The sequence below is a fragment of the Paenibacillus psychroresistens genome (assembly GCF_009728935.1).
In the GTDB taxonomy this organism is placed as follows: domain Bacteria; phylum Bacillota; class Bacilli; order Paenibacillales; family NBRC-103111; genus Paenibacillus_AC; species Paenibacillus_AC psychroresistens.
Map to the genome: position 1 here is coordinate 1603468 of NZ_CP034235.1, position 19615 is coordinate 1623082.

Annotated in this window: 21 protein-coding genes; 18 read left to right on the forward strand and 3 right to left on the reverse strand. The window is 40.0% G+C overall.

Annotation, left to right across the window (positions count from 1 at the left end):
• The first annotated feature begins 150 nt into the window (after positions 1–150).
• Positions 151–459, forward strand: a complete 309-nt coding sequence (locus EHS13_RS07245) for a hypothetical protein (RefSeq protein ID WP_155699697.1) — start codon at positions 151–153, stop codon at positions 457–459.
• Positions 460–741: 282 nt separating this feature from the next.
• On the opposite strand, the gene EHS13_RS36370 is transcribed toward EHS13_RS07245, so the two are convergent.
• On the reverse strand, positions 742–915 hold the full coding sequence (locus tag EHS13_RS36370; RefSeq protein WP_193571481.1) for a hypothetical protein: 174 nt from the start codon (positions 913–915) through the stop codon (positions 742–744).
• 187 nt (positions 916–1102) lie between these two features.
• Between EHS13_RS36370 and EHS13_RS07250 the strand changes: the two genes are divergently transcribed.
• Positions 1103–1882: a VOC family protein gene (locus EHS13_RS07250; protein WP_155699698.1), complete on the forward strand. Its 780-nt coding sequence runs from the start codon at positions 1103–1105 to the stop codon at positions 1880–1882.
• Between the two features lie 15 nt (positions 1883–1897).
• Complete coding sequence (locus tag EHS13_RS07255; protein ID WP_155699699.1) at positions 1898–2563, forward strand: hypothetical protein; 666 nt, start codon at positions 1898–1900, stop codon at positions 2561–2563.
• A gap of 4 nt (positions 2564–2567) precedes the next feature.
• Here the strand turns inward: EHS13_RS07255 and EHS13_RS07260 are convergent, their stop codons facing one another.
• Positions 2568–3128, reverse strand: a complete 561-nt coding sequence (locus EHS13_RS07260; protein WP_155699700.1) for a DUF2812 domain-containing protein — start codon at positions 3126–3128, stop codon at positions 2568–2570.
• A gap of 4 nt (positions 3129–3132) precedes the next feature.
• Positions 3133–3471 (reverse strand): PadR family transcriptional regulator, encoded by a 339-nt coding sequence (locus EHS13_RS07265; RefSeq protein ID WP_227013823.1) that lies wholly within the window; start codon positions 3469–3471, stop codon positions 3133–3135.
• A 228-nt stretch (positions 3472–3699) separates the two neighbouring features.
• Between EHS13_RS07265 and EHS13_RS07270 the strand changes: the two genes are divergently transcribed.
• From EHS13_RS07270 to EHS13_RS07335, 15 genes are all read left to right on the forward strand, one after another.
• On the forward strand, positions 3700–4572 hold the full coding sequence (locus EHS13_RS07270) for a carbohydrate ABC transporter permease (protein WP_155699701.1): 873 nt from the start codon (positions 3700–3702) through the stop codon (positions 4570–4572).
• A gap of 22 nt (positions 4573–4594) precedes the next feature.
• Positions 4595–5470 (forward strand): carbohydrate ABC transporter permease, encoded by an 876-nt coding sequence (locus tag EHS13_RS07275; RefSeq protein ID WP_155699702.1) that lies wholly within the window; start codon positions 4595–4597, stop codon positions 5468–5470.
• Between the two features lie 11 nt (positions 5471–5481).
• Positions 5482–6618: an efflux RND transporter periplasmic adaptor subunit gene (locus EHS13_RS07280; protein WP_155699703.1), complete on the forward strand. Its 1137-nt coding sequence runs from the start codon at positions 5482–5484 to the stop codon at positions 6616–6618.
• Between the two features lie 51 nt (positions 6619–6669).
• Positions 6670–7386: a response regulator transcription factor gene (locus EHS13_RS07285; RefSeq protein ID WP_155699704.1), complete on the forward strand. Its 717-nt coding sequence runs from the start codon at positions 6670–6672 to the stop codon at positions 7384–7386.
• Positions 7370–8833 (forward strand): sensor histidine kinase, encoded by a 1464-nt coding sequence (locus EHS13_RS07290; RefSeq protein WP_155699705.1) that lies wholly within the window; start codon positions 7370–7372, stop codon positions 8831–8833. The genes EHS13_RS07285 and EHS13_RS07290 overlap by 17 nt, the downstream gene beginning before the upstream one ends.
• Complete coding sequence (locus tag EHS13_RS07295) at positions 8830–9987, forward strand: hypothetical protein (protein WP_155699706.1); 1158 nt, start codon at positions 8830–8832, stop codon at positions 9985–9987. Before EHS13_RS07290 ends, EHS13_RS07295 begins: the two co-directional genes overlap by 4 nt.
• A gap of 520 nt (positions 9988–10507) precedes the next feature.
• The gene (locus EHS13_RS07300) at positions 10508–10987 is read left to right on the forward strand and encodes a hypothetical protein (RefSeq protein WP_155699707.1); all 480 of its coding nucleotides are present in this window, start codon (positions 10508–10510) and stop codon (positions 10985–10987) included.
• A 68-nt stretch (positions 10988–11055) separates the two neighbouring features.
• Positions 11056–12195 carry an ABC transporter substrate-binding protein gene (locus EHS13_RS07305; protein WP_227013824.1) on the forward strand — a complete coding sequence of 380 codons (1140 nt, stop codon included), beginning with the start codon at positions 11056–11058 and terminating at the stop codon, positions 12193–12195.
• A 15-nt stretch (positions 12196–12210) separates the two neighbouring features.
• Positions 12211–12462: a hypothetical protein gene (locus EHS13_RS36665; RefSeq protein ID WP_227013825.1), complete on the forward strand. Its 252-nt coding sequence runs from the start codon at positions 12211–12213 to the stop codon at positions 12460–12462.
• Positions 12463–12495: 33 nt separating this feature from the next.
• Positions 12496–13920, forward strand: coding sequence for an ABC transporter substrate-binding protein (locus EHS13_RS07310; protein WP_155699708.1), 1425 nt, complete (start codon positions 12496–12498; stop codon positions 13918–13920).
• A 99-nt stretch (positions 13921–14019) separates the two neighbouring features.
• Complete coding sequence (locus EHS13_RS07315; protein ID WP_227013826.1) at positions 14020–15345, forward strand: ABC transporter substrate-binding protein; 1326 nt, start codon at positions 14020–14022, stop codon at positions 15343–15345.
• On the forward strand, positions 15345–15848 hold the full coding sequence (locus EHS13_RS07320; RefSeq protein ID WP_155699710.1) for an RNA polymerase sigma factor: 504 nt from the start codon (positions 15345–15347) through the stop codon (positions 15846–15848). Before EHS13_RS07315 ends, EHS13_RS07320 begins: the two co-directional genes overlap by 1 nt.
• A 152-nt stretch (positions 15849–16000) precedes the next feature.
• Positions 16001–17083, forward strand: a complete 1083-nt coding sequence (locus EHS13_RS07325; protein WP_155699711.1) for an AI-2E family transporter — start codon at positions 16001–16003, stop codon at positions 17081–17083.
• A gap of 221 nt (positions 17084–17304) precedes the next feature.
• Positions 17305–18345 (forward strand): multicopper oxidase domain-containing protein, encoded by a 1041-nt coding sequence (locus tag EHS13_RS07330; protein ID WP_155699712.1) that lies wholly within the window; start codon positions 17305–17307, stop codon positions 18343–18345.
• A 20-nt stretch (positions 18346–18365) separates the two neighbouring features.
• Positions 18366–19610 (forward strand): ZIP family metal transporter, encoded by a 1245-nt coding sequence (locus tag EHS13_RS07335; protein WP_227013827.1) that lies wholly within the window; start codon positions 18366–18368, stop codon positions 19608–19610.
• Positions 19611–19615: the final 5 nt, after the last annotated feature.

Consider the following 19615-nt stretch of genomic DNA (forward strand, 5'->3'; position numbering starts at 1 on the left):
TTATGAAAGCATTCATCATCCTAATTCTCACGGTAATATTAATGTCAGGTTGTGGGGATAAGAAACAAGAAGAACCGCATCTAAAAAGTCATCTTACGCTTTTGCATTTATTTTGAGAACGGATGCTTAACAAAAAATGGGGGGATTTCAATGAGTCAACGCTATCGAATTACAAGAACGTTACAGGAAAATGACAATTTGGCGAAAACAATACCTATTGAAGAGTGCAAACAGTATTTTGCTTCAAAACCTGATTTTTCCTATACATCCGTGTTTACGGTGGCAGGCTCTACCAGCATGTCCATTGAGGGAGATTTTTTCATGTGGAGCTGCGGTGATATTAAGATCCCATTTCGGCATTATCAGGGAGATATTTACGTTTCCGGCACCAACGAGGCCGTAATCCCGAAGATGATTGAGGTTGCGGGCGAATTGGGCGCGGATGTAGTGGAAGGGTAATATTTTATAACAAACAAGATAAAGGAGGAGGGAAATTGAAGAAAATAAATTTGTCGATCTTATCTCTTTGATTCTGCTGGTAATTAGTGCGTGCTCCGATAGAGGTGGCGACAATAACAAGAACGAACAGGAAGCTGGCGGTAATCCTAATACTCGAGATGAGTTCAAGAAAAAAGTCAAAAATTTAATTGGTTAGTTTGTAGGTTAAACGAAAAATGGTAGCGCAGGGGTTTATTCCTGTACTACCATTTTACTATGACCTATAGATTCAACGTTTAAAGGTTATTCCAAGATTTCATCTAATTCTTCCGAATCATTGTTTATAGCTGCTGATATAATTTCTTGATCTACATTATTCTCTCCTTGTAATTCCACAGCGGCTTCCGATTGGTTTTTAAGCTGTTTCTCAATTTGTCCGATACCGTGAGCTTCTTGATGCTGTCTGCTTGTAGTCATAGGTTCACCTCCACGTTTAAGTTTTTATTATGTTAGAAAATGACCTAAATTATTCTAAAAGGTTGATTGCTATCGATAACAGTTAAGTAATGTAAAATACCAAGTTGGTATCACCGTATTAAAGGAAGTAAAGGATTTCTAGCGAATACATTAATTACCTTGAAAAATAAGAAAATGGAGGTTTAATATGAACTTCAAATATCTAAATGAAATCTTTCTTCCCGTAACTAATCCCAAGGAATCCAGCCTGTGGTATAAAGATAAATTTGGGATGAATATATCCATGGACGATCAGACTACTCAGCCAAATGAAATAAGACTATCATTCGAGAAAACAAGTTTCATTCTCATTAAGAGTTCACACTTAAATAGTTACACACATATCCCGTTTAACTTCCATACGAATGCAGTTCGAGAGCTTCATGCTTCTTTGAAGAATGTGGGGGTTGTTATGACTGAATTGACTAATGATGATAACATGTTATGCTGTGATTTTTATGATCCGGATGGAAATCGAATTGGACTCTGTGAGGAGCAGAATGAGAGCTCAAACCAAATTATTGAAGTGGGTGGAGTATTTCTGACTGTAAGAAATCTAGCTGAATCAATTGAGTGGTATAAACAAAATCTCGGCTTTCACTTCCATTTTTTTAGCGCAACTGGAGGTGCTGGTTATATTGGTGCAACTCCTGAATATGTAGCTGATTTAACAATTAATTATGCTGGAGTTGACCATAATTCGTTTGAATCAGCATGGAGTCGCATGGCATTAGTAGAAACCCCATCATTTAATCCACTTAGGCACATCCCTTATAATATTCTCTCTTCCAATGCTATGGAGGATTATGATATTTTGCAGAAAAAGAATGTTAAATTATCGAAATATTATGAGGAAGGAAACAAAGTTCGGTTCACATTTGAGGATTTGGACGGTAATTCTATTGGCATCTTCGGTACATCATTTTGAAAGGAATCACTAACTGTGAAAACAAAAATTGGTTGCTTACACGCCCACTACTCTAATATTGCCTATATTCAAAATGCTTTTTCCGCTAACGATGTGGAGTTGGTTCACTTTGTGGACCCGGGGTTGATGATTAGAATTGCAGCAGATAAGAATTTTGATTTAGTTCAAGCACAGGACAGAGTTATTGAACAGATCGAATGGATCGCAAAAACAAATGTAGATGCAATTCTGATTACTTGCACTAATTATATTGCACTTCTAGACGAAGACCGGCTTAAATCTCCAATCCCAATTATTAAATTAGATGAACCTTTCTTCGAGCAGGTATGTAAGACAACGGAGCCCCAAGTCCTTCTTTTTACTAATCCAGCAACAGTTGAAGGTACGATAAAGAGGCTCCATGAATATGCGAGTGCACATCAAAAACCAATTGATAATATTGAGGTGCAAGTGATTGAACATACGTTTGAGATGATTATGCTAGGCGAAAAAGCACGATATGAGAATGAAATTTCAAGCTATATTAGAAAATTACTAGCAGCTGACGAGAGCAAGGTGATCTCAGTCGTTCAGTTATCTATGGTTGATGCAGCAGAAGTTATTGAGCGTGAAATGAATGTGCATATAGGCAATCCTCTAAAAACTTTGGTAACCCACTTGGGACCGATAACTAAGGGATAACAATTTACTTATTTTCGGCTAAAACTTTTATTTTCTGACTGAACCTAAAATACCCATATATCAGAAATAAGAATAAGAGCATTTGAATAGAAACGACAGGTATAGTGATACTCCACAAATTTGCTGTGAAATATTTAGGGAAAACTAAGCTTATATTGAGAGCTATACTTAATAGATTAATTAAGGCGACAAGTACTAAAACTTTACTTATTCTCTTGTAATAATCTGCTAGTGAGGAGCGGTCTGTGTAAAGCTCAAAAGGTTCTTCGGAAAAAGCATTTTTGCGAAAATAATGCCATAAAGGTCCAACTGAACCCACGTACTCCCAACCGCTGTCTGCATAAAGACTCGTGTATTCATTTAATTTGTCCTTATCGAGTAAATCTTGTTGGAAATCTATACGGTAAATATACTGAATGGAAGGATCAGTAGTGTACCTATTCCACAAATTCCCTGGTTTATCAATATGCATTCCTTTAGCTGATAAATCGCTCATCCACTTTTCTAATTTTTCAAGCTCCCAAGTAAAGCCCCATTTAAACTTACGTGTAGTTTCCTTCTCCATATAATTACTCCTCACCAGTATTCATTGATTTTCGACCATTATCCAAAAGCTCCTGCAGCCTTTGTATTTCTCCAGCTACCGTTTTTTTTCCGTTTTCGGTTATGGCATACATTTTCCGACGAGAGTCTGCGCTGTCGGTCGTAGGAAGATCAATAATTAACTCTTTTTTGAGCAGTGTGTTTAAAGCTGTATAAAGAGTACCAGGGCCAATTCGCACTCTGCCAAGAGTCATTTTCTCCACGTCTTGCATAATTCCATATCCATGAGCCGGTGCTTGGATAAGACAAATGAGAATGTAGTAAAAGCCTTCCGTTAATGGCAGCATTTCTTTTGTTGAATCCAAATTCTCACCTCTTTATATCGTATGTCGCTATATTACCATGCGATATATCGACTGTCAATACATTGAAACTTTTATTGGAATTAATTAAATATTTCCATTTACAGGGTGCTGACTAAACTAGTCGGCATCTTTTTTACATTTTGTTTACAAGTCGGAGAAGTTTTATTAACATCCTTGCTTTATAAATAGGATAGGCAGAAAATCGCTTAGCCATTTTGAGGTGAGTAAATGAAGATTCCTAGATTGTTTAAAGGAGAGACGGCGATAGCTTTGCTGTTTCTTGCCCCGAGTGTAGGCGGGTTCTCGCTTTTCTATGCAATTCCATTTGTAATGGGATTTTTCTATTCTTTTATGGATAGTACCATTGATGGGAGCTTTGTAGGCTTGGACAATTATCAGGTGCTTCTTGCAAGCTCTTCATTTCGTAAAGCAGCCTCGAATACAGCACTATTCACAGTCGTAAGTGTGCCGTTAATGCTTGGACTTTCTTTGATGCTTGCGCTGCTGCTGAATCAGAGTGTTTATATGCGCAAATGGTTGAGGACGGCTTATATTTTACCGCTTGTAGTGCCGGTTGCTTCAGTTGTTTTTATCTGGCAGGCTGTATTCGATTGGAACGGAACGATCAACTCATGGATGCATGGTTTAGGGATGAATCGTGTGGATTGGATGAAATCGAATTGGTCGATTGTTGTTGTGGCCGTCATTTATATATGGAAGAACATCGGATACAGCATGATTTTGTTCTTAGCGGGCATCCAGAGCATCCCGGAAAGCTATTACGAAATTGCCAATCTCGAAGGAGCTGGACCGTTCACTAAATTGCGGCGGATTACGCTTGTTTATTTAATGCCCACGATGTTTTTTGTTATTCTGATGTCGATCATCAACTCGTTTAAAGTGTTCCGTGAAACGTACCTCATTGCAGGCGATTATCCCTACGACAGCATTTATATGCTCCAGCATTATATGAATAATATGTTTCTTTCGCTGGATATCCAGAAGCTGACTGCGGCTGCAAGTTTAATGGTCGCAAGCATTATATTCATCGTAATGGCTCTTTACGGGATGGAACGACGCTTCCGCAATTTTATGGAATAAACGATCATGGAGGTAGCTATACATGCATATATCATCCGCTTTATTGCGAAAATCAGCATTAAGCTTGGTATTGTTAATCCTTGCTCTAGCCATGCTGTTTCCCATTGTGATTACTTTTACGAACTCATTTATGACAGAGCATGAAATTGATCTAAACTATCATTTGATTGGTGTTATTACAGATTCAAGTACAAAAGCAGAGTTTGTTAATTTAAAGCTTATTCCCGATTGGATATCCTTTGGTCAATTCGATAAGCTGCTGCTGCAATCCCCTAAGTTTTTAAACCTATTTTGGAATTCTGTGCGGCTGGTGGCACCAATTATTGCTGGACAAACGGTTGTTGCTGCACTTGCTGCCTATGCTTTTTCAATGCTGCGTTTCCCAGGGCGGGATCCCTTATTTTTGGTTTATGTTATTGCCATGCTGATGCCGTTTCAGGTTACGCTGGTGCCAAACTATATTATTGCAAATAAGCTGGGGATGCTGAATAGTGTAGCCGCGATTATTTTACCAGGAATCTTTGCTACTTATGGCGTGTTCCTGCTGCGGCAGTTTTTTTTGCATATACCGACTCCATTAACGGAAGCGGCGAAAATAGATGGGGCCGGACATTTCAGAATCTTCTTCAGCATTGTGCTGCCGCTTGTTAAGCCGGGGCTGGCTGCTTTAATTGTTTTATTGTTTGTCGACTACTGGAATATGGTGGAGCAGCCGCTGATTTTTCTCGAGGATCCACTCAAGTATCCTTTATCCGTTTATCTAGCTTTTATCTTAAAGGACGAGCGTGGACTTGGTTTTGCTTCGTCTTTGCTCTATATGAGTCCGATCGTCTTGCTGTTTCTTTATGCGGAATCTTATTTTATTAGAGGTGTGCAGTCGTCAGGCATCAAAGGTTAGGAGAGATAAAGATGGAGCTGGAAGTAAATGAACAATCAGAGTCGAGAAAAAAACGGAAAATCAGGATCATTGCAGGGTTATTTTTCGGTATGCTGCTGCTTTTTACGTTTTTCAGCAACACGCTGCTTTCTCTCACATTGCCCAAAGTTCAGACATCACAAGCTTCTGCAGGTAGTCTAAACCATAGCATTGAAGGCAGTGGAACTCTCATCCCTCTGCAATCCGTAGAGTTAAATGATCAATCAGGCTGGAAGGTTAAGAGTATTCTCGTTAAAAATGGGGATAGCGTCGTAAAGGGACAAGCGTTGATTACCTTTGACAGTAAAACGACTGAGCTGCAAATTGCAAATGAACAGACCTCACTTAAACAGCAAAAGCTGCAGCTTGATGGTTTATTTGATAGCTATATTGATGCTAGTAAAAATGGAGATCCTTTAATGATCAAAGCGGCCAAGCGTGCTGTGGACATTCAAAAGCTGGAAATCGAAGCCCATGAGCGAAATATACAAGCTTCGCAAACAGAGCTGCAGAACAATCGGCAAATTCTAGCTCCTTTTGCAGGAGTAGTCACGCAAATCAATGCAACGGAAGGAGTTCCGGCACCGCAAATAAATGTATCCAATACCAGTAAAGGTTTTAGTCTCACTATCCAACTGGCTGCGGATAATGTATCTCTTCTGAGCCTTGGGGAAAAGCTTGAAGTAGCAGTAAAGATGGGGCAGGAGCTTAAGTTGCTGGATGGAGCGATAACGGAGATCGAAGATAATCAAGCCGCCGATGAGCCGGTAGCATTAACGGATGAAAGCACTAAAGCTCCATCCAAGAAGGTGAAAATCAGACTACAAGATGCTGGGCTAAAAGGTGGAGAAATAGGGAGCATTAAGCTGCAAAGAGCAATTCCTACTGAAAAAGAAACCGTACTTGTTTCAAGATCAGCCATTCACGAGGATCAAAGCGGTAAGTACGTTTATGTGCTGGAAGAACGAAAAGGTACGCTTGGCAATGGCTTTTATGTGCATAAATCCTATATTAAGACCGCTGATTCTACGGAAAGTGTATCTGCAGTAGTGGAGGGGATTTTTCAAATGGATGAAATCATCATGGAAAGCAGTGAGCCCTTACAGGATGGTCAACGGGTGCGAATATAGCTACTTATTATTAGGATATGCTAACATAAGGTTAAGGACGGGGAGGATCTAATGGAGAAAATTAAAATTCTGATCATCGAGGATGAGGAAGCCATTGCAGATTTACTCGCCTATGGACTGAATAAAGCTGGCTTTGAAACGAAGATTGCGCTAAATGGAGCTGACGGTGTGAATGCTGTTCAGTCCTTCAAGCCGAATTTACTGCTGCTGGATTGGATGCTCCCGGATACAACCGGTATTGAAGTCTGTAAAAAAATAACGGCATCACATAATATACCGATGATAATGATAACAGCTAAATCGGACATTACGGACAAAATTGTCGGCTTGGAGTTCGGGGCAGATGATTACATTACTAAACCGTTTGATTTACGGGAAGTCATTGCGAGAATTCGCACTATTCTCAGAAGAGTCGATCAAGCTAATAAACCAGCTGAAGAACCAAGTGAAAGCATACTTAGGTTTAAAAATATTGAAATTATTAAGAGTGAAAGAATCGTTAAGAAAAACAATGAAATCATTGAGCTGACGCCAAAGGAATTCGATCTTTTGATCACCTTATACAGCTATAGAGGCAAAATCTTTTCGCGAAGCGAATTGTTGGATTTTGTTTGGGGTTATGACTATTTTGGAGATACACGAACGGTAGATATCCATATCCAACGATTACGCAAAAAGCTGGATGTAAATGATCTGATCGTAACCGTATTTGGTGTTGGTTATAAATTCGAAAAACAGGTGGACAAAGCTCATGTTCCTAACGATTAAGGTCAAATTTCTCCTGGGGCTTTTTATTATTTTTTCGATATCCCTGCTGCTGTTGAACCATTTTGTTATGCAAATTATTGATAGCAGCAATGAAAAAATTATTACGCAGGACTTAATTGGTTTGAAAAAAAATAGCAATGTCTATGTCAAACAAACCTTTATGATCAATCATTTCACAAATGACGAGATTTATTTTCAGCAAACTGCTAAAGAAATGGCAGATGAATTGCGCCATGTCACTTCAAGTGAAATTAGTGCTTACACTGTAAAAGGCGAGTCTCTATATGCAACTAACTCCTCCAAATTTACTGAGGTTATTGATGATGACCTTAAGGAAGCATTGGGCGGGAAAACAGCCTATACGATTTCATATGCAAATGGCTTGGCCGAGGTTTATTACTCTTATCCTGTTTCCATTGAAGGCAAAACGGTAGGGATATTGCGGTTTACTAAGGATTTCTCGCTACTTCATGAGCAAAGCAAGCAGATTTTAAATTTTATTCTATATATCACCATTGCTATCTTTGCTGCTGCGTTTTTATTCTCCTATATTCTATCCAGAAATATAACTATCCCAATTGTAAAGCTCACCAAAGCCTCCACGGAGGTAACCAACGGAAATCTTGATATTCGCATAGGCTTCAAAAGAAAAGATGAGATTGGGAAATTAGCGAACAATTTCAGCAAAATGATTGAGAAAATTAAAATCCAAATTAATCGCATTGAGCAAGATCGGGATCGGCTGAAAGAGCTGAATCATCATCGTAAGCAGTTTTTTGATAATGTGACTCATGAGCTGAAAACGCCGCTTACTTCGATTTTGGGATATGCGGAAATGATTAAAGAAAATGGCTGGAGTGATGAAGCTTTTTTCGATAAAGGGATGAATCATATCATTGATGAGAGTAAACGACTCCATGAAATGGTTCTGAAGGTATTAGAGCTATCCATGGAAACATCGGCTCAGGAAGCTTTTGATACAATGGATGTGGGACTGATTCTCCAGGATGTTAGCGAGGGAATGGCGTTTAAAGCGGCAAGATATTCAAAGGTCATTCATTGTAATGTGGAGGGAGAGCTTTGGGTTCATGGATTAGCTCCTAAGCTGAGGCAGCTATTCATTAATATTCTTGATAATGCTATCAAATACGGAGCTTCACATTCTGCTATTACGGTGGAGGCTAGTCTCGCTGCAGATGATGTGAAAATTACAATTAGTAATCAAGGGGAAGAAATCAATCCTCAAGATCTGGAAAGGATTTTCGAGCCCTTTTATAGAGCCGATAAACAGCTGCCTCATGAGCTGGGAAGCCATGGCTTAGGTCTGGGGATTTGCAAGGCAATTGTCGACGAGCATGGAGGAACGATTCAAATTCATAGTGCGAATTTCCAAACGAATGTATCTATTCAATTGCCTTATAGGAGATCGGAGGTGGGACAGGTATGAGCCATTCAACCTTCCGCTTGATTGTGGTTTTTGTGCTCTTGAGTTTCTTAATAGCTGGGTGCACCAATGAACTGAAGCCTAAAACTGTGATTATCCCTGATACGGAAGAGAGTAGTGAGCCTGATGGGGTTAATGAAGAATTTGCCGTAAATAAAATATATACCCTTGCTGATCCTGGTGATGGTAATGGGGACATCCTGGGATGGATTGATCAAAAACAGGTGATTGGCTTGTATGGTAATGATCAGAGTCGCAGCTTTGAACGCGTGGATTATAAATATAATTCGCACCAGGAAATAAAAGCAGTAAAGAGCAGTAAACAAATGGCCAAGCTAGCTCCAGACGGCATGCACATTGCTTATTTTGAAAATAAGGAAATAACTAATCAATTAAAGCTGCTGGACTTGGCGAATAGCAAGGAGATTGTTATCCAAGATAATGTGGTGGGGCCCTATTTATTGAATGCTTTAACTTGGTCCAATAATAGTCAATATGTTACTAATGCAGTTGAAAACGAGAAAGTAAAAGACGGAAGCTTTATTGCTTATGACATTCTACACAATAGTTCAAATCAATATCAAGTTCCAGGCTGGAATTTCAGAGAAATGAGCTTTGGTGTAAAAATCTCAGATGACGGAAAAAGCGCCATGATTATTAAAGTAGCAGATGGGCAATATAAGCTGATTTATGGCGAGTTAAAGGGAAGCGGGTTCGTCAGCATATTTGAACAACCTATAAATGTGGATGGCACCTATGATTATATCAATGATAATCAAATTATATTCGTCAGCGCAGGAGGAGCATTATCTATTTATGATCGACGCAATACAACTATCACAAATTTATTGGAGCATATCAATGCCTTTCAGCTTTCGAAGGATCGGAAATATATTGCCTATTCTAAAGATCAGGAAGAAATATTCGTAGCCAAGCTGCAGGGAAACAACATAATCAATGAAAAATCGATTTATAAAGGCTTGATCCCCTTTCATATGCAATGGAGTCCAGATAACAAGAAAATTCTGTTATCCGGCAGGAAGCCATATGCCAGTGAAGCAGCGCCAGTCCCCGCAGCATCCCGAGAGCCTGCTGTAGCTGCACCTGCTCAAATAACAACTATAGACAATTTGCCTTTTATTATTGAATTCAAATGAAAAATCCTTGTATTGCTGTCTGGGCAGCGATGCAGGGAATTTTGTGTTGGGTGATGGGTATGACCTACCATCCATGCCTTTCTTTGCTCGATTGGATTTCTTGGGGAACGTGAATGCTCTATTTGGATGAAAAGATGTGGTTTCAAGATTTAAGGGAACGTCAGTGAGCTATTTTCGTAAAAAGGAGTTTAAATTGCCCGAAAAGTAACATATCCAGGAAATTAAGGCACTGACGTTCCCCTATTTTGAGAAATAACTTAAAATCGAACAAATAAGGGATCTACGTTCCTTTAGGATTAAAGCTATAATCAAACGGCTAAATAAATGACTTTCTCTATAACCTGTGAGTCGCTGATGCGGCTCTTTTTCTTGTGCAAGTAGGGTAAAGAGAGGGTTTTGCTCATTATTGTATTTGATACTACCCCTGTTACAACTTGTTTACATCTTAGAGAGGTTTTAGTAACATCCATGCTTTATAACTGAGAAGGAGAGAGAAACATAAAAAGAGAGGATGAGAAGCATGAAAAATTTTGCAGCTTTGTTTTTGAGTATTTCCTTAATTTTGATTATGACCGCTTGTGATAAGGGTACTGCCACAGACGGAGGGAGTTCAACAGATAGTGAGGTGACAGCGACGGTGTCACCAGATCCAACAGTATCGCCAGAACCAACAGAATCACCAGTGGTAACAGAAACTCCAGAGGCTACACCGAAATCAGAGCTAACTGAAGCTCCAGCGGATACGACAACGTCAGAAGTCACTAAAGTACCAGAAGCTAGAACGGAAGTTAAGCCGCAGCCAGCGCAGGAGTCTGGAGTAAGAGATAATGATCTGCCTGTAAGGAAACCCGAACCAAGAGCTGAGGTTCAACCTCAGAAGCCAAGGGCACAAGCTGAGACGGAAACTCTACCTGTTCAGAAACCAACTGAAGTAGAAGGGGCTCAGCCAGCACCAGACCAGCCAGCTCAAGTCCAACCAGCGCCAGCAAGTGAAAAGTAGGGAGCATCCCGCCAAATGTATGAAGTTATATCAAAAAATAAATGAAACCCTGTACAGAAGGAATCGATATGAGGAAAATAACCTTACTCTTATTAAACAGCCTGCTGATATTCGCCTTGGCGGCGTGCAGCAGCAATCCAAGCAATGAAGCTGCGGAGCAGACGAATAGCGGCAAAGTGGATGAGGTCTCGCCAGAGACTAATGAAAAACCAAATGAAACAGTAACGAAATCACCGATAGCCAAGCCAGATGGTCTTAAACATACCCTTGTTTTATCGACGTTTTATGAAGAGGATTTTTTCAACGAAGCCGTAAAGAAATATGAAGTGGAGCACCCCAACATCACAATTAAACTTAATATCGCTCACCCGAAAGGCAATGATATCAACTGGGAAGCTGACCATGAGAAGTTTGTAAAAACCATGAATACACAAATACTGACAGGCACGGGTCCTGATGTACTGGAGATGGACCAGCTGCCAATTGGCCAATATGTGAGTAAAAAGGCGCTGCTGAATTTAAGCGAAATGATGAATAACGACCCTTCGTTTCAAAGAGAGCAATATTTCACTAATGTGCTTGATAACTTGAAGCTGAATGGTGGAGTTTATGGGTTGCCTGTGAGGTTTTATCTTTATGGTATAACAAGTGATGAAGCAGCGATCCAAAAGGCTGGTGTTCCTTTCGATGACAAAAGCTGGACCTGGAATCGGTTCATGCAAACATCGAAGGAGCTCATTCAGAAAGGTGATTATGAATATGTATTTATGAGCATTCCAGAGTACGTATTGGACGAAATGGTTCAAGCTGATTATTCTACTTTTGTGGATCAGATCAATCATAAAGCTAATTTTGATTCCGCAGCTTTTATCGGTATGCTTCATCAAGTCAAAGAGATGGTTGATGAAAAGATCCTTTATAATCCCAATAGTTCAGTTCATATAGGGCGTCTTTCGCAAGCCTATTTTACGATGGATATGATTAGCTCGATTCGGAGATTTGTTCTGGATGGCACTAATCATGTAAAGCTTTATAATAAACCGATCTCTGAAGGACAAACGCAGGGAGGTTTTTTTCGAACAGAGACAACGCTTGGCATCAACGCCAAATCCTCTATTAAGAGCGAAGCATGGGATTTCGTAAAATTTCTCATATCTGAAAAGGTAGAGCCAGGTGGATTTCCGCTAAATAAGAATGTATATAAATAGCAGGCGGAGCAAATTTTGCAGCAAGGGACTGTCAAGGCGGATGAGGAAGGACCCGAGCATGGCAAGGAATATAAGGTCCATGCAGCGGATGTACAAAGGCTGGAAACTTATCTGAATGATGCCATTCATCCTGTTGAGTTCAAACCTTCGAAAGTGGAGGATATCATTCTAGAAGAAGCCAAATCTTACTTCATTGGACAAAAATCAGCCGAAGCTGTGGCTAAACTGATCCAGAATCGGGTTACGCTCTTTTTAAATGAATATTAGATTTGCTATTTTGAAAGCGAGAGGAATATTCTCATGAAAAAATATAGCTTACTTCTGGTAAGTATTTTACTAATATTCGTTATGACGGCGTGCAGCAGCAATCCTAGCGGTGGGGCTGTAGAGCAGTCGAACAACGGGAATACAATAGATGCTTCACCAAATTCAACTAAAGGACCTGCAGATACAATAGCGAATACAAACACACCAGCAGCAATGGAAAAACCAGATGGTCAGAAGCATACAATCGTTTTTTCAATGTTTTATGAAGAGGACTTTATTAATGAAGCTGTAAAGAAATATGAAGCTAAGCACCCCAACATCACAATCAAGCTTAACATCGCTCACCCCAAAGGCGACGATGCCAATTGGGAAGCCAACCATGAAAAGTTTATCAAAACAATGAATACACAAATGCTGTCAGGGCAAGGTCCTGATTTATTGGAAATGGACCAGTTGCCGGTTGATCAGTATGTGAATAAGAAATTATTGGCCAATATGAGCGAAATGATGGATAGCGATCCATCCTTCCAAAGAGCGGACTATTTCACGAATATTCTCGATAATATCAAGCTGAATGGCGGGGTTTACGGCATGCCGGTAAGCTTCTATTTAGACGCCATAATAGGTGATCAAGCTGCCCTCGAGAAAGCAGGTATTCCATTCGATGACAAAAGCTGGACCTGGAACCAGTTCATCCAGACTGTGAAAGAGCTGGCTCAGAAAGCTGAGCGTGAATATGCGTTCACCTATAGTAGACCCGAGTACTTATTAAACGAGATGGTCCATGCTAATTATGCTACATTTGTGGATCAAGCCAATCTTAAAGGTAAATTTGATTCGGATGCTTTTACTGGTTTAATGAACCAAATAAAGACCATGTACGATGAAAAGGTGGTTAGTAAGGAGCAATTTTCAGACAATTATTTTGCAATGGATAAGATCAGCTCAATCCGCAATTATCTACTAGATGCCAAGGGGTTCCTTACTCAACAAGGAAATATTATTCAAACCAAGCTGTATGACAAACCAAAAGCAGAAGGACAAGAAGCAGGTGGTTATTTTCAAACAGTGACAACAATCGGCATCAACGCTAAATCTACAAATAAACCAGAAGCCTGGGATTTCGTTAAATATCTTATTTCGGAAGAAGTCGAGTCAGGGGGCTTCTCGTTGAATAAAAAGGCTTATCAAAAACAGGTGCAGCAGTTCTTGCAGGCTGGGGTGTTAAAGGCAGATGAAGAAGGACAATTGCATGGCAAAGAGTTTAAGTTCACCGAAGCGGATATTCAAGCGCTAGAGCCTTATCTCAGTGGGGCAATTCATCCGGTTGAGGTTAGGCCATCCAAAGTGGAGGATATCATTATTGAAGAGGGCAAAGCATTTTTTGTCGGAGAAAAGTCGGCTGACGCTGTAGCAAAGCTGATTCAAAATAGAGTTTCGATTTACTTAAACGAATAATGGATTGAGGAGCTGAATATGAGAAAATTCGGAGTACTACTGATAAGTTGTATGCTTATTTTCGCAATATCGGCATGCAGCAGCTCTAATAATAAGGCAGTGAAACCTTCTAATAGCAGTGAAACGGAAAAAGCTATTCCAGCAATGGCTGGCGAGCAATCTTCAACAAAGTCAGATGCAACAAATGCTTCTAATAAGCCAGACGGCAGTAAGAAAACCATTGTATTTTCAACCTTTTACGAAACGGACTTTATCAAAGAAGCCATCAAGAAATATGAAGAGAAGCATCCGAACATCACGATTGAGCTTAATTTTGCGCAAGCCATTGGAGACGATGCTAACTGGGATGCGAACCATGAAAAATTCCTCAAAACAACGAATACACAGCTGCTGTCCGGCAAAGGTCCCGATTTAATGGAGATGGATCAGCTGCCCATGGATCAATATGTGAATAAGAAATTACTCGTGAATTTAAGCGAGAGGATGGATAACGACGCTTCGTTCCACAGGGATGACTATTTCACTAATATTCTTGATAATATCAAGCTGGATGGTGGAGTCTATGGAATACCTGTACGATTCTATTTATATAACATAATTGGCGATTTGGATGCCATTGAGAAAACCGGTGTCACATTCGACGACAAAAGCTGGACCTGGAATCAATTTCTCGAAACAGCGAAAGAGCTGGCTCGAAAAGGAGATCGCCAATATGCGTTTGCTTATAAGAGTCCAGAGATGTTATTGAACGAGCTGGTTCAAGCCAATTATACAGCATTTGTCGATCAAGCAAACAACAAGGGCAAATTAGAATCTGCTATTTTTATCAACCTGTTGAAGCAAATCAAAATGATGAATGATGATAAAATAGTAAGCTTTGGGCAATATGCTGAAACTTATTTTAATATGGAAATCATTAGCTCAGTACGGAATTATATGCTTGCTGGGACGGGCTATCAGGATATTTTCAAAAAAGTAAAAGTATATAACAAACCAAAAGCAGAAGGTCAAGCGGCTGGAGGTTTTTTTCGGCCAGAGACTACTATAGGTATCAATGCCAAGTCCTCTGTCTCCAATGAAGCGTGGGACTTCATCAAGTTTCTTATCTCTGATGAGGTACAGTCTGGTGGGTTTTCACTAAATAAAAGTGCCTACCAAAAGCAAGTTCAGCAGATTTTAGAGGTTGGATCCGTGAAAGCGGATGAGGAAGGACCTTTAAAAGGCAAGGAATTAAAAGTCACTGCTGCGGATATCCAACAGCTGGAGTCGTATCTAAACGATGCGAACCACTCGGTTGAGGCTAAAGCTACCCAGCTACAGTCGATCATTGCGGAAGAATCGGCAGCATTTTTCAACGGACAAAAATCGGCAGAGGCTGTGGCAAAGCTGATTCAAAATCGAGCTATGATTTACTTAAACGAATAATGGGAGATAACGAGGCATTTAATAGTCTATATCAAAACTACTACAACCAAGTCTATTATTCTGCTTATGCGGTGATAAAAGATCACTTTCTGGCTCAGGATATCGTGCAGGAAACTTTCATGAAGGTTTTCCGCCATCTGCATGCTTTGAAGGAGGAGGGGAAGAGAGGCGCTTGGCTAAACGTTATTTCTAGAAATACGGCGATTGATTTTTATCGGAAGAGGCTTGGTTGCTTGGAAATATCGGATGATAATATCGAAATAAATTCTGTAGCTGTCGATGTGGGAATGGACACTTACATAGAATTGAAAGTCACTCGAGAGCTGCTTTCCTCATTAGAACCTCAGCATTGGCAGTCATTGCTGCTCATATATGAGTACGGATTGACTTATGAGCAGCTTGCGAGCTATCAGAAGACTTCCGTCAGTGCGATTAAATCTAAGCTCTACCGAGCAAAAAAGAAATTACGCCTCTTGGCTCGAGAAATGGAAGAGTCCTGCTAATGGAGAGGGAAATGAGTAAAAATTAACCAAGAATCAACCAAGAATACAGCTTAAAAGAACCTTTGCTCACGATGAGCAAAGGTTTCTGTTTGATATGCGCTGTGATAGTGTATGATATAGATAATAATGTAAATTAAGAGGAGGTAGAGGGCTTGGTATCCAAAGGGTTTTTATATAAAAGTGCTTGTGTCATTTCTGTATTGATCATCATTTATATGATACATAAGGTTAATTTTTTGTTCATTCCACTAATTACTATTTTCAATATGCTGCTGGTTCCTTTCGTAATTGCAGGTTTCTTTTATTACTTATTACGTCCGATTGTTTATTTGTTTGATAGATGGAAAATCGGTCGAACCTTATCTGTGCTTATCATTTATGTTTGTATAGTACTGATAATTGCCGTTTTGATTTATGCTGTTTGGCCGACGCTGCAGAAGCAAATTACAGACTTCGTTAAGAATGTCCCTCAGCTGATTCAAAGCTTAGGCAAGCAAGTGACTATTCTGCAAAAAAGCAGCTATTTTTCAGCGATCTCTACAGATTCTGGGTTATCTGCTAAGCTTTCTGAATATGCCAATGAAGGTTTCTCATTTGTAATGAATTATACGAATCGTTTGTTCGGTTTCATCTCCGATTTCATTGTAGTTATTGGGACATTCCCAATTATTCTGTTTTTCTTATTGCGTGAGAGTGAGAAGGCTCCAAAGATTATTCTGCGAATTATTCCACGAAGCTATCGACCAGATGCCAAGAATGCGATCGATGAGATCGATAATGCGCTGAGTGGTTATATCTCTGGAAGAATGATAAGTACTCTACTATTGGGTGCAATGACGTATGTTGCATTTATGATTATTGGTGTTCCCTATGCTTTACTGCTTTCGATCGTACTTGCGATTATCTCGTTTATTCCGTTCGTCGGAAGCTTTCTTGGAGCGATTCCCCCCCTTATTGTTGCATTTACCCAATCACCTGAAATGGCTTTATGGGTTATCGTTGGGGTCTTTATCTGCCAACAGCTGCAGGATAATGTCTTGTCTCCGATTATTTTTGGTAAGACGCTCGATATCCACCCCTTTACGACGATTATCATTTTATTGATTGCTGCCAGCCTTGCAGGTATTATGGGAATGCTGCTTGCCTTGCCAGTTTATATGTTTTTCAAAATCATTATCGTACATGTTTACAATCTGTTTTATGCAGAGAAAGTACAGGAGATGACGGAGCAGTAAGTTTAAATAGCCAAGATAACAAAGCCCTGAATGCGGGGGCTTTTTTATTTTGCATAGTTGTACTAATAAAAAAGTGTTGCATAAGGGAAAGAAAATAGTTATGATAAATTTAAATAAGGTTTTTGGTTGGTTTTTTTTGGTTTAATTGTTGCCTTTGGACAAAATAATTGTGTGTGTGAAAGAATAATGATTTATTATTGTATAGCTCAGGAGGTATGAAAATGTTGAATAAAGATCAAAAAATGTCTAGACGGAGCATTATAAAAATGGCAGGTGCCGGAACTTTAGCGGTTCTGGGTAGCGCCTTGCTAAATCCGGGTTCCATGTTTCAGAAGAAGGCTCACGCTATGAGTAAACATGAGGTACACAGCTCTTTAAGCAAGGATATGCATGAAGGGATGAAGCACGGTTATGATCCCGGGACTGAATTAACAGATGGATTGAAGGCTGCTGAAAAAGCATTAACCACATTCGATTATGGGAAAGTCAGCACAACAGCGGGAGGGCTCACCTTAAGGGAGTATGAAATTACCGTTTATGAGAAGGAAGTTGAAATTTCTAAAGGCATCAAGTTTCCAGGCTGGACATTTAATGGTACGATACCCGGACCAACCATGCGTTGCACAGAAGGTGATATCGTTAAAGTTAAAATGATTAACGCTACCACTCACCCTCACTCGATTCACATTCATGGTATTCACCCAACTAATATGGATGGGCTTGAATCCGTGATGCCAGGCGAATCATTCACTTATGAGTTTGAAGCAAAGCCTGCTTGCCTGCAATTATATCATTGCCATGTAGCTCCATTGAGACGCCATATTCATAAAGGCTTATATGGAAATTTTATTATTGATCCTAAGAAACCCCGTGCCCCTGCAAGGGAATTGAACATGGTGATGAACGGATATGATTTGGACTTGGATGGCGAGAATGAAGTCTACACGGTAAATGGATATGCGTTTGCTTATCAACAAAAGCCGATTCAAGTGAAGGTTGGCGAGCTTGTACGGATTTATTTAAGTAATTTTACAGAATTTGATCCTATTAATTCATTCCATCTTCATGCTAACTTTTTCAATTATTATGCGACGGGTGCAGACCCAGAAGCACGTCCTTATTATACAGATACGATTATGCAATGCCAGGGTGAACGCGGAATACTCGAGATTGTTTTCCCAGCACCAGGCCGTTATATGTTTCATGCTCATCAGAGTGAGTTTGCTGAGCTAGGTTGGATGGGCTTCTTTAATGCAGAATAAGGAAGGGAGGTTTATGATAAATGGAGAACATTAATGTCACAGAGGTTGCTGGTACTACTGAGGTTATTAATCCCAAAGAGGTAACTAAATCGTCAACCAGTAAAGCTAAAATGCTATTCTGGGGAATTCTGCCGATTGTTCTTTTGTTATTGTTAGTTGTCATCATTGCCAAGGTAGGAACGGGAATTCAGGGTGAGCAAGCAGCACCGATTGAGAAATTGAATTTTGAGAAAATTAAATTAGTTGACGAAGGCTTTGAAGTGTCTGTGTTGAATTCAGGTCCTGAAGCTGTTACAGTAGCTCAAGTTATAATCGATGATTCCTTTTGGAACGCAGATTTCGATCCAAGTCCAACAATTGACCGGCTTGGCCGCAGCACGGTTTTTATTCCTTATCCATGGGTACAAGGAGATCCTCATCAGATTAAGTTCATTACCTCCAAAGGGCTTATTTTTACTGGGGATGTAATAGCTGCAATTAAAACTCCCGAGCTCAGCGGGGAACGATTTATGAAATATGCGTTGATCGGTTTCTATGTGGGGATTGTACCTATAGCGCTTGGACTTCTCTGGTTCCCGTTCATGCGAAGGTTCTCGGCACGGGGGATTCATGCAGTGTTGGCTTTAACGGTCGGACTGTTATTTTTCTTAGTTATTGATACTTTCGAAGAGGGATTCGAGCTGGCAATTAATGTGCCAGGTGTGTTTCAAGGAACAGGCTTAGTCTGGTTTGGTGCACTTTTGAGCTTTCTCTTGCTAATTGCTATCGATCAGGCAAATGAACGACGAATGAAGAAGGAAGCTACGGGTAGACAAATTTCCTATAAGCTAGCAACAGGAATAGGACTGCATAATCTAGGTGAAGGTCTGGCAATTGGAGCTGCATTTTCAGTTGGGGAAGCGGCTTTAGGCACATTTTTAATTATCGGCTTTACCTTGCATAATATTACAGAAGGTGTCGGTATTGCCGCTCCGCTCCTGAAGGATCGTCCAACCTGGAAGACATTCGTCTATTTAGCGGCCATTGCAGGTGGACCGGCGATTATCGGGACTTGGATTGGAGGCTTCATCTTCAATAATACACTCGCTGCTTTATTCTTCGGAATTGGCGCTGGGGCTATTCTACAAGTGATTTATGTTATTTCCAAAATGATCTACAAGGAATCCTTAGTGAAAAAATATTCACTGGTCTCTTGGACTAATTTTGGTGGACTCACTTTAGGGATATTATTGATGTATGCAACGGCCATGTTGGTCAAATATTGAGAGTT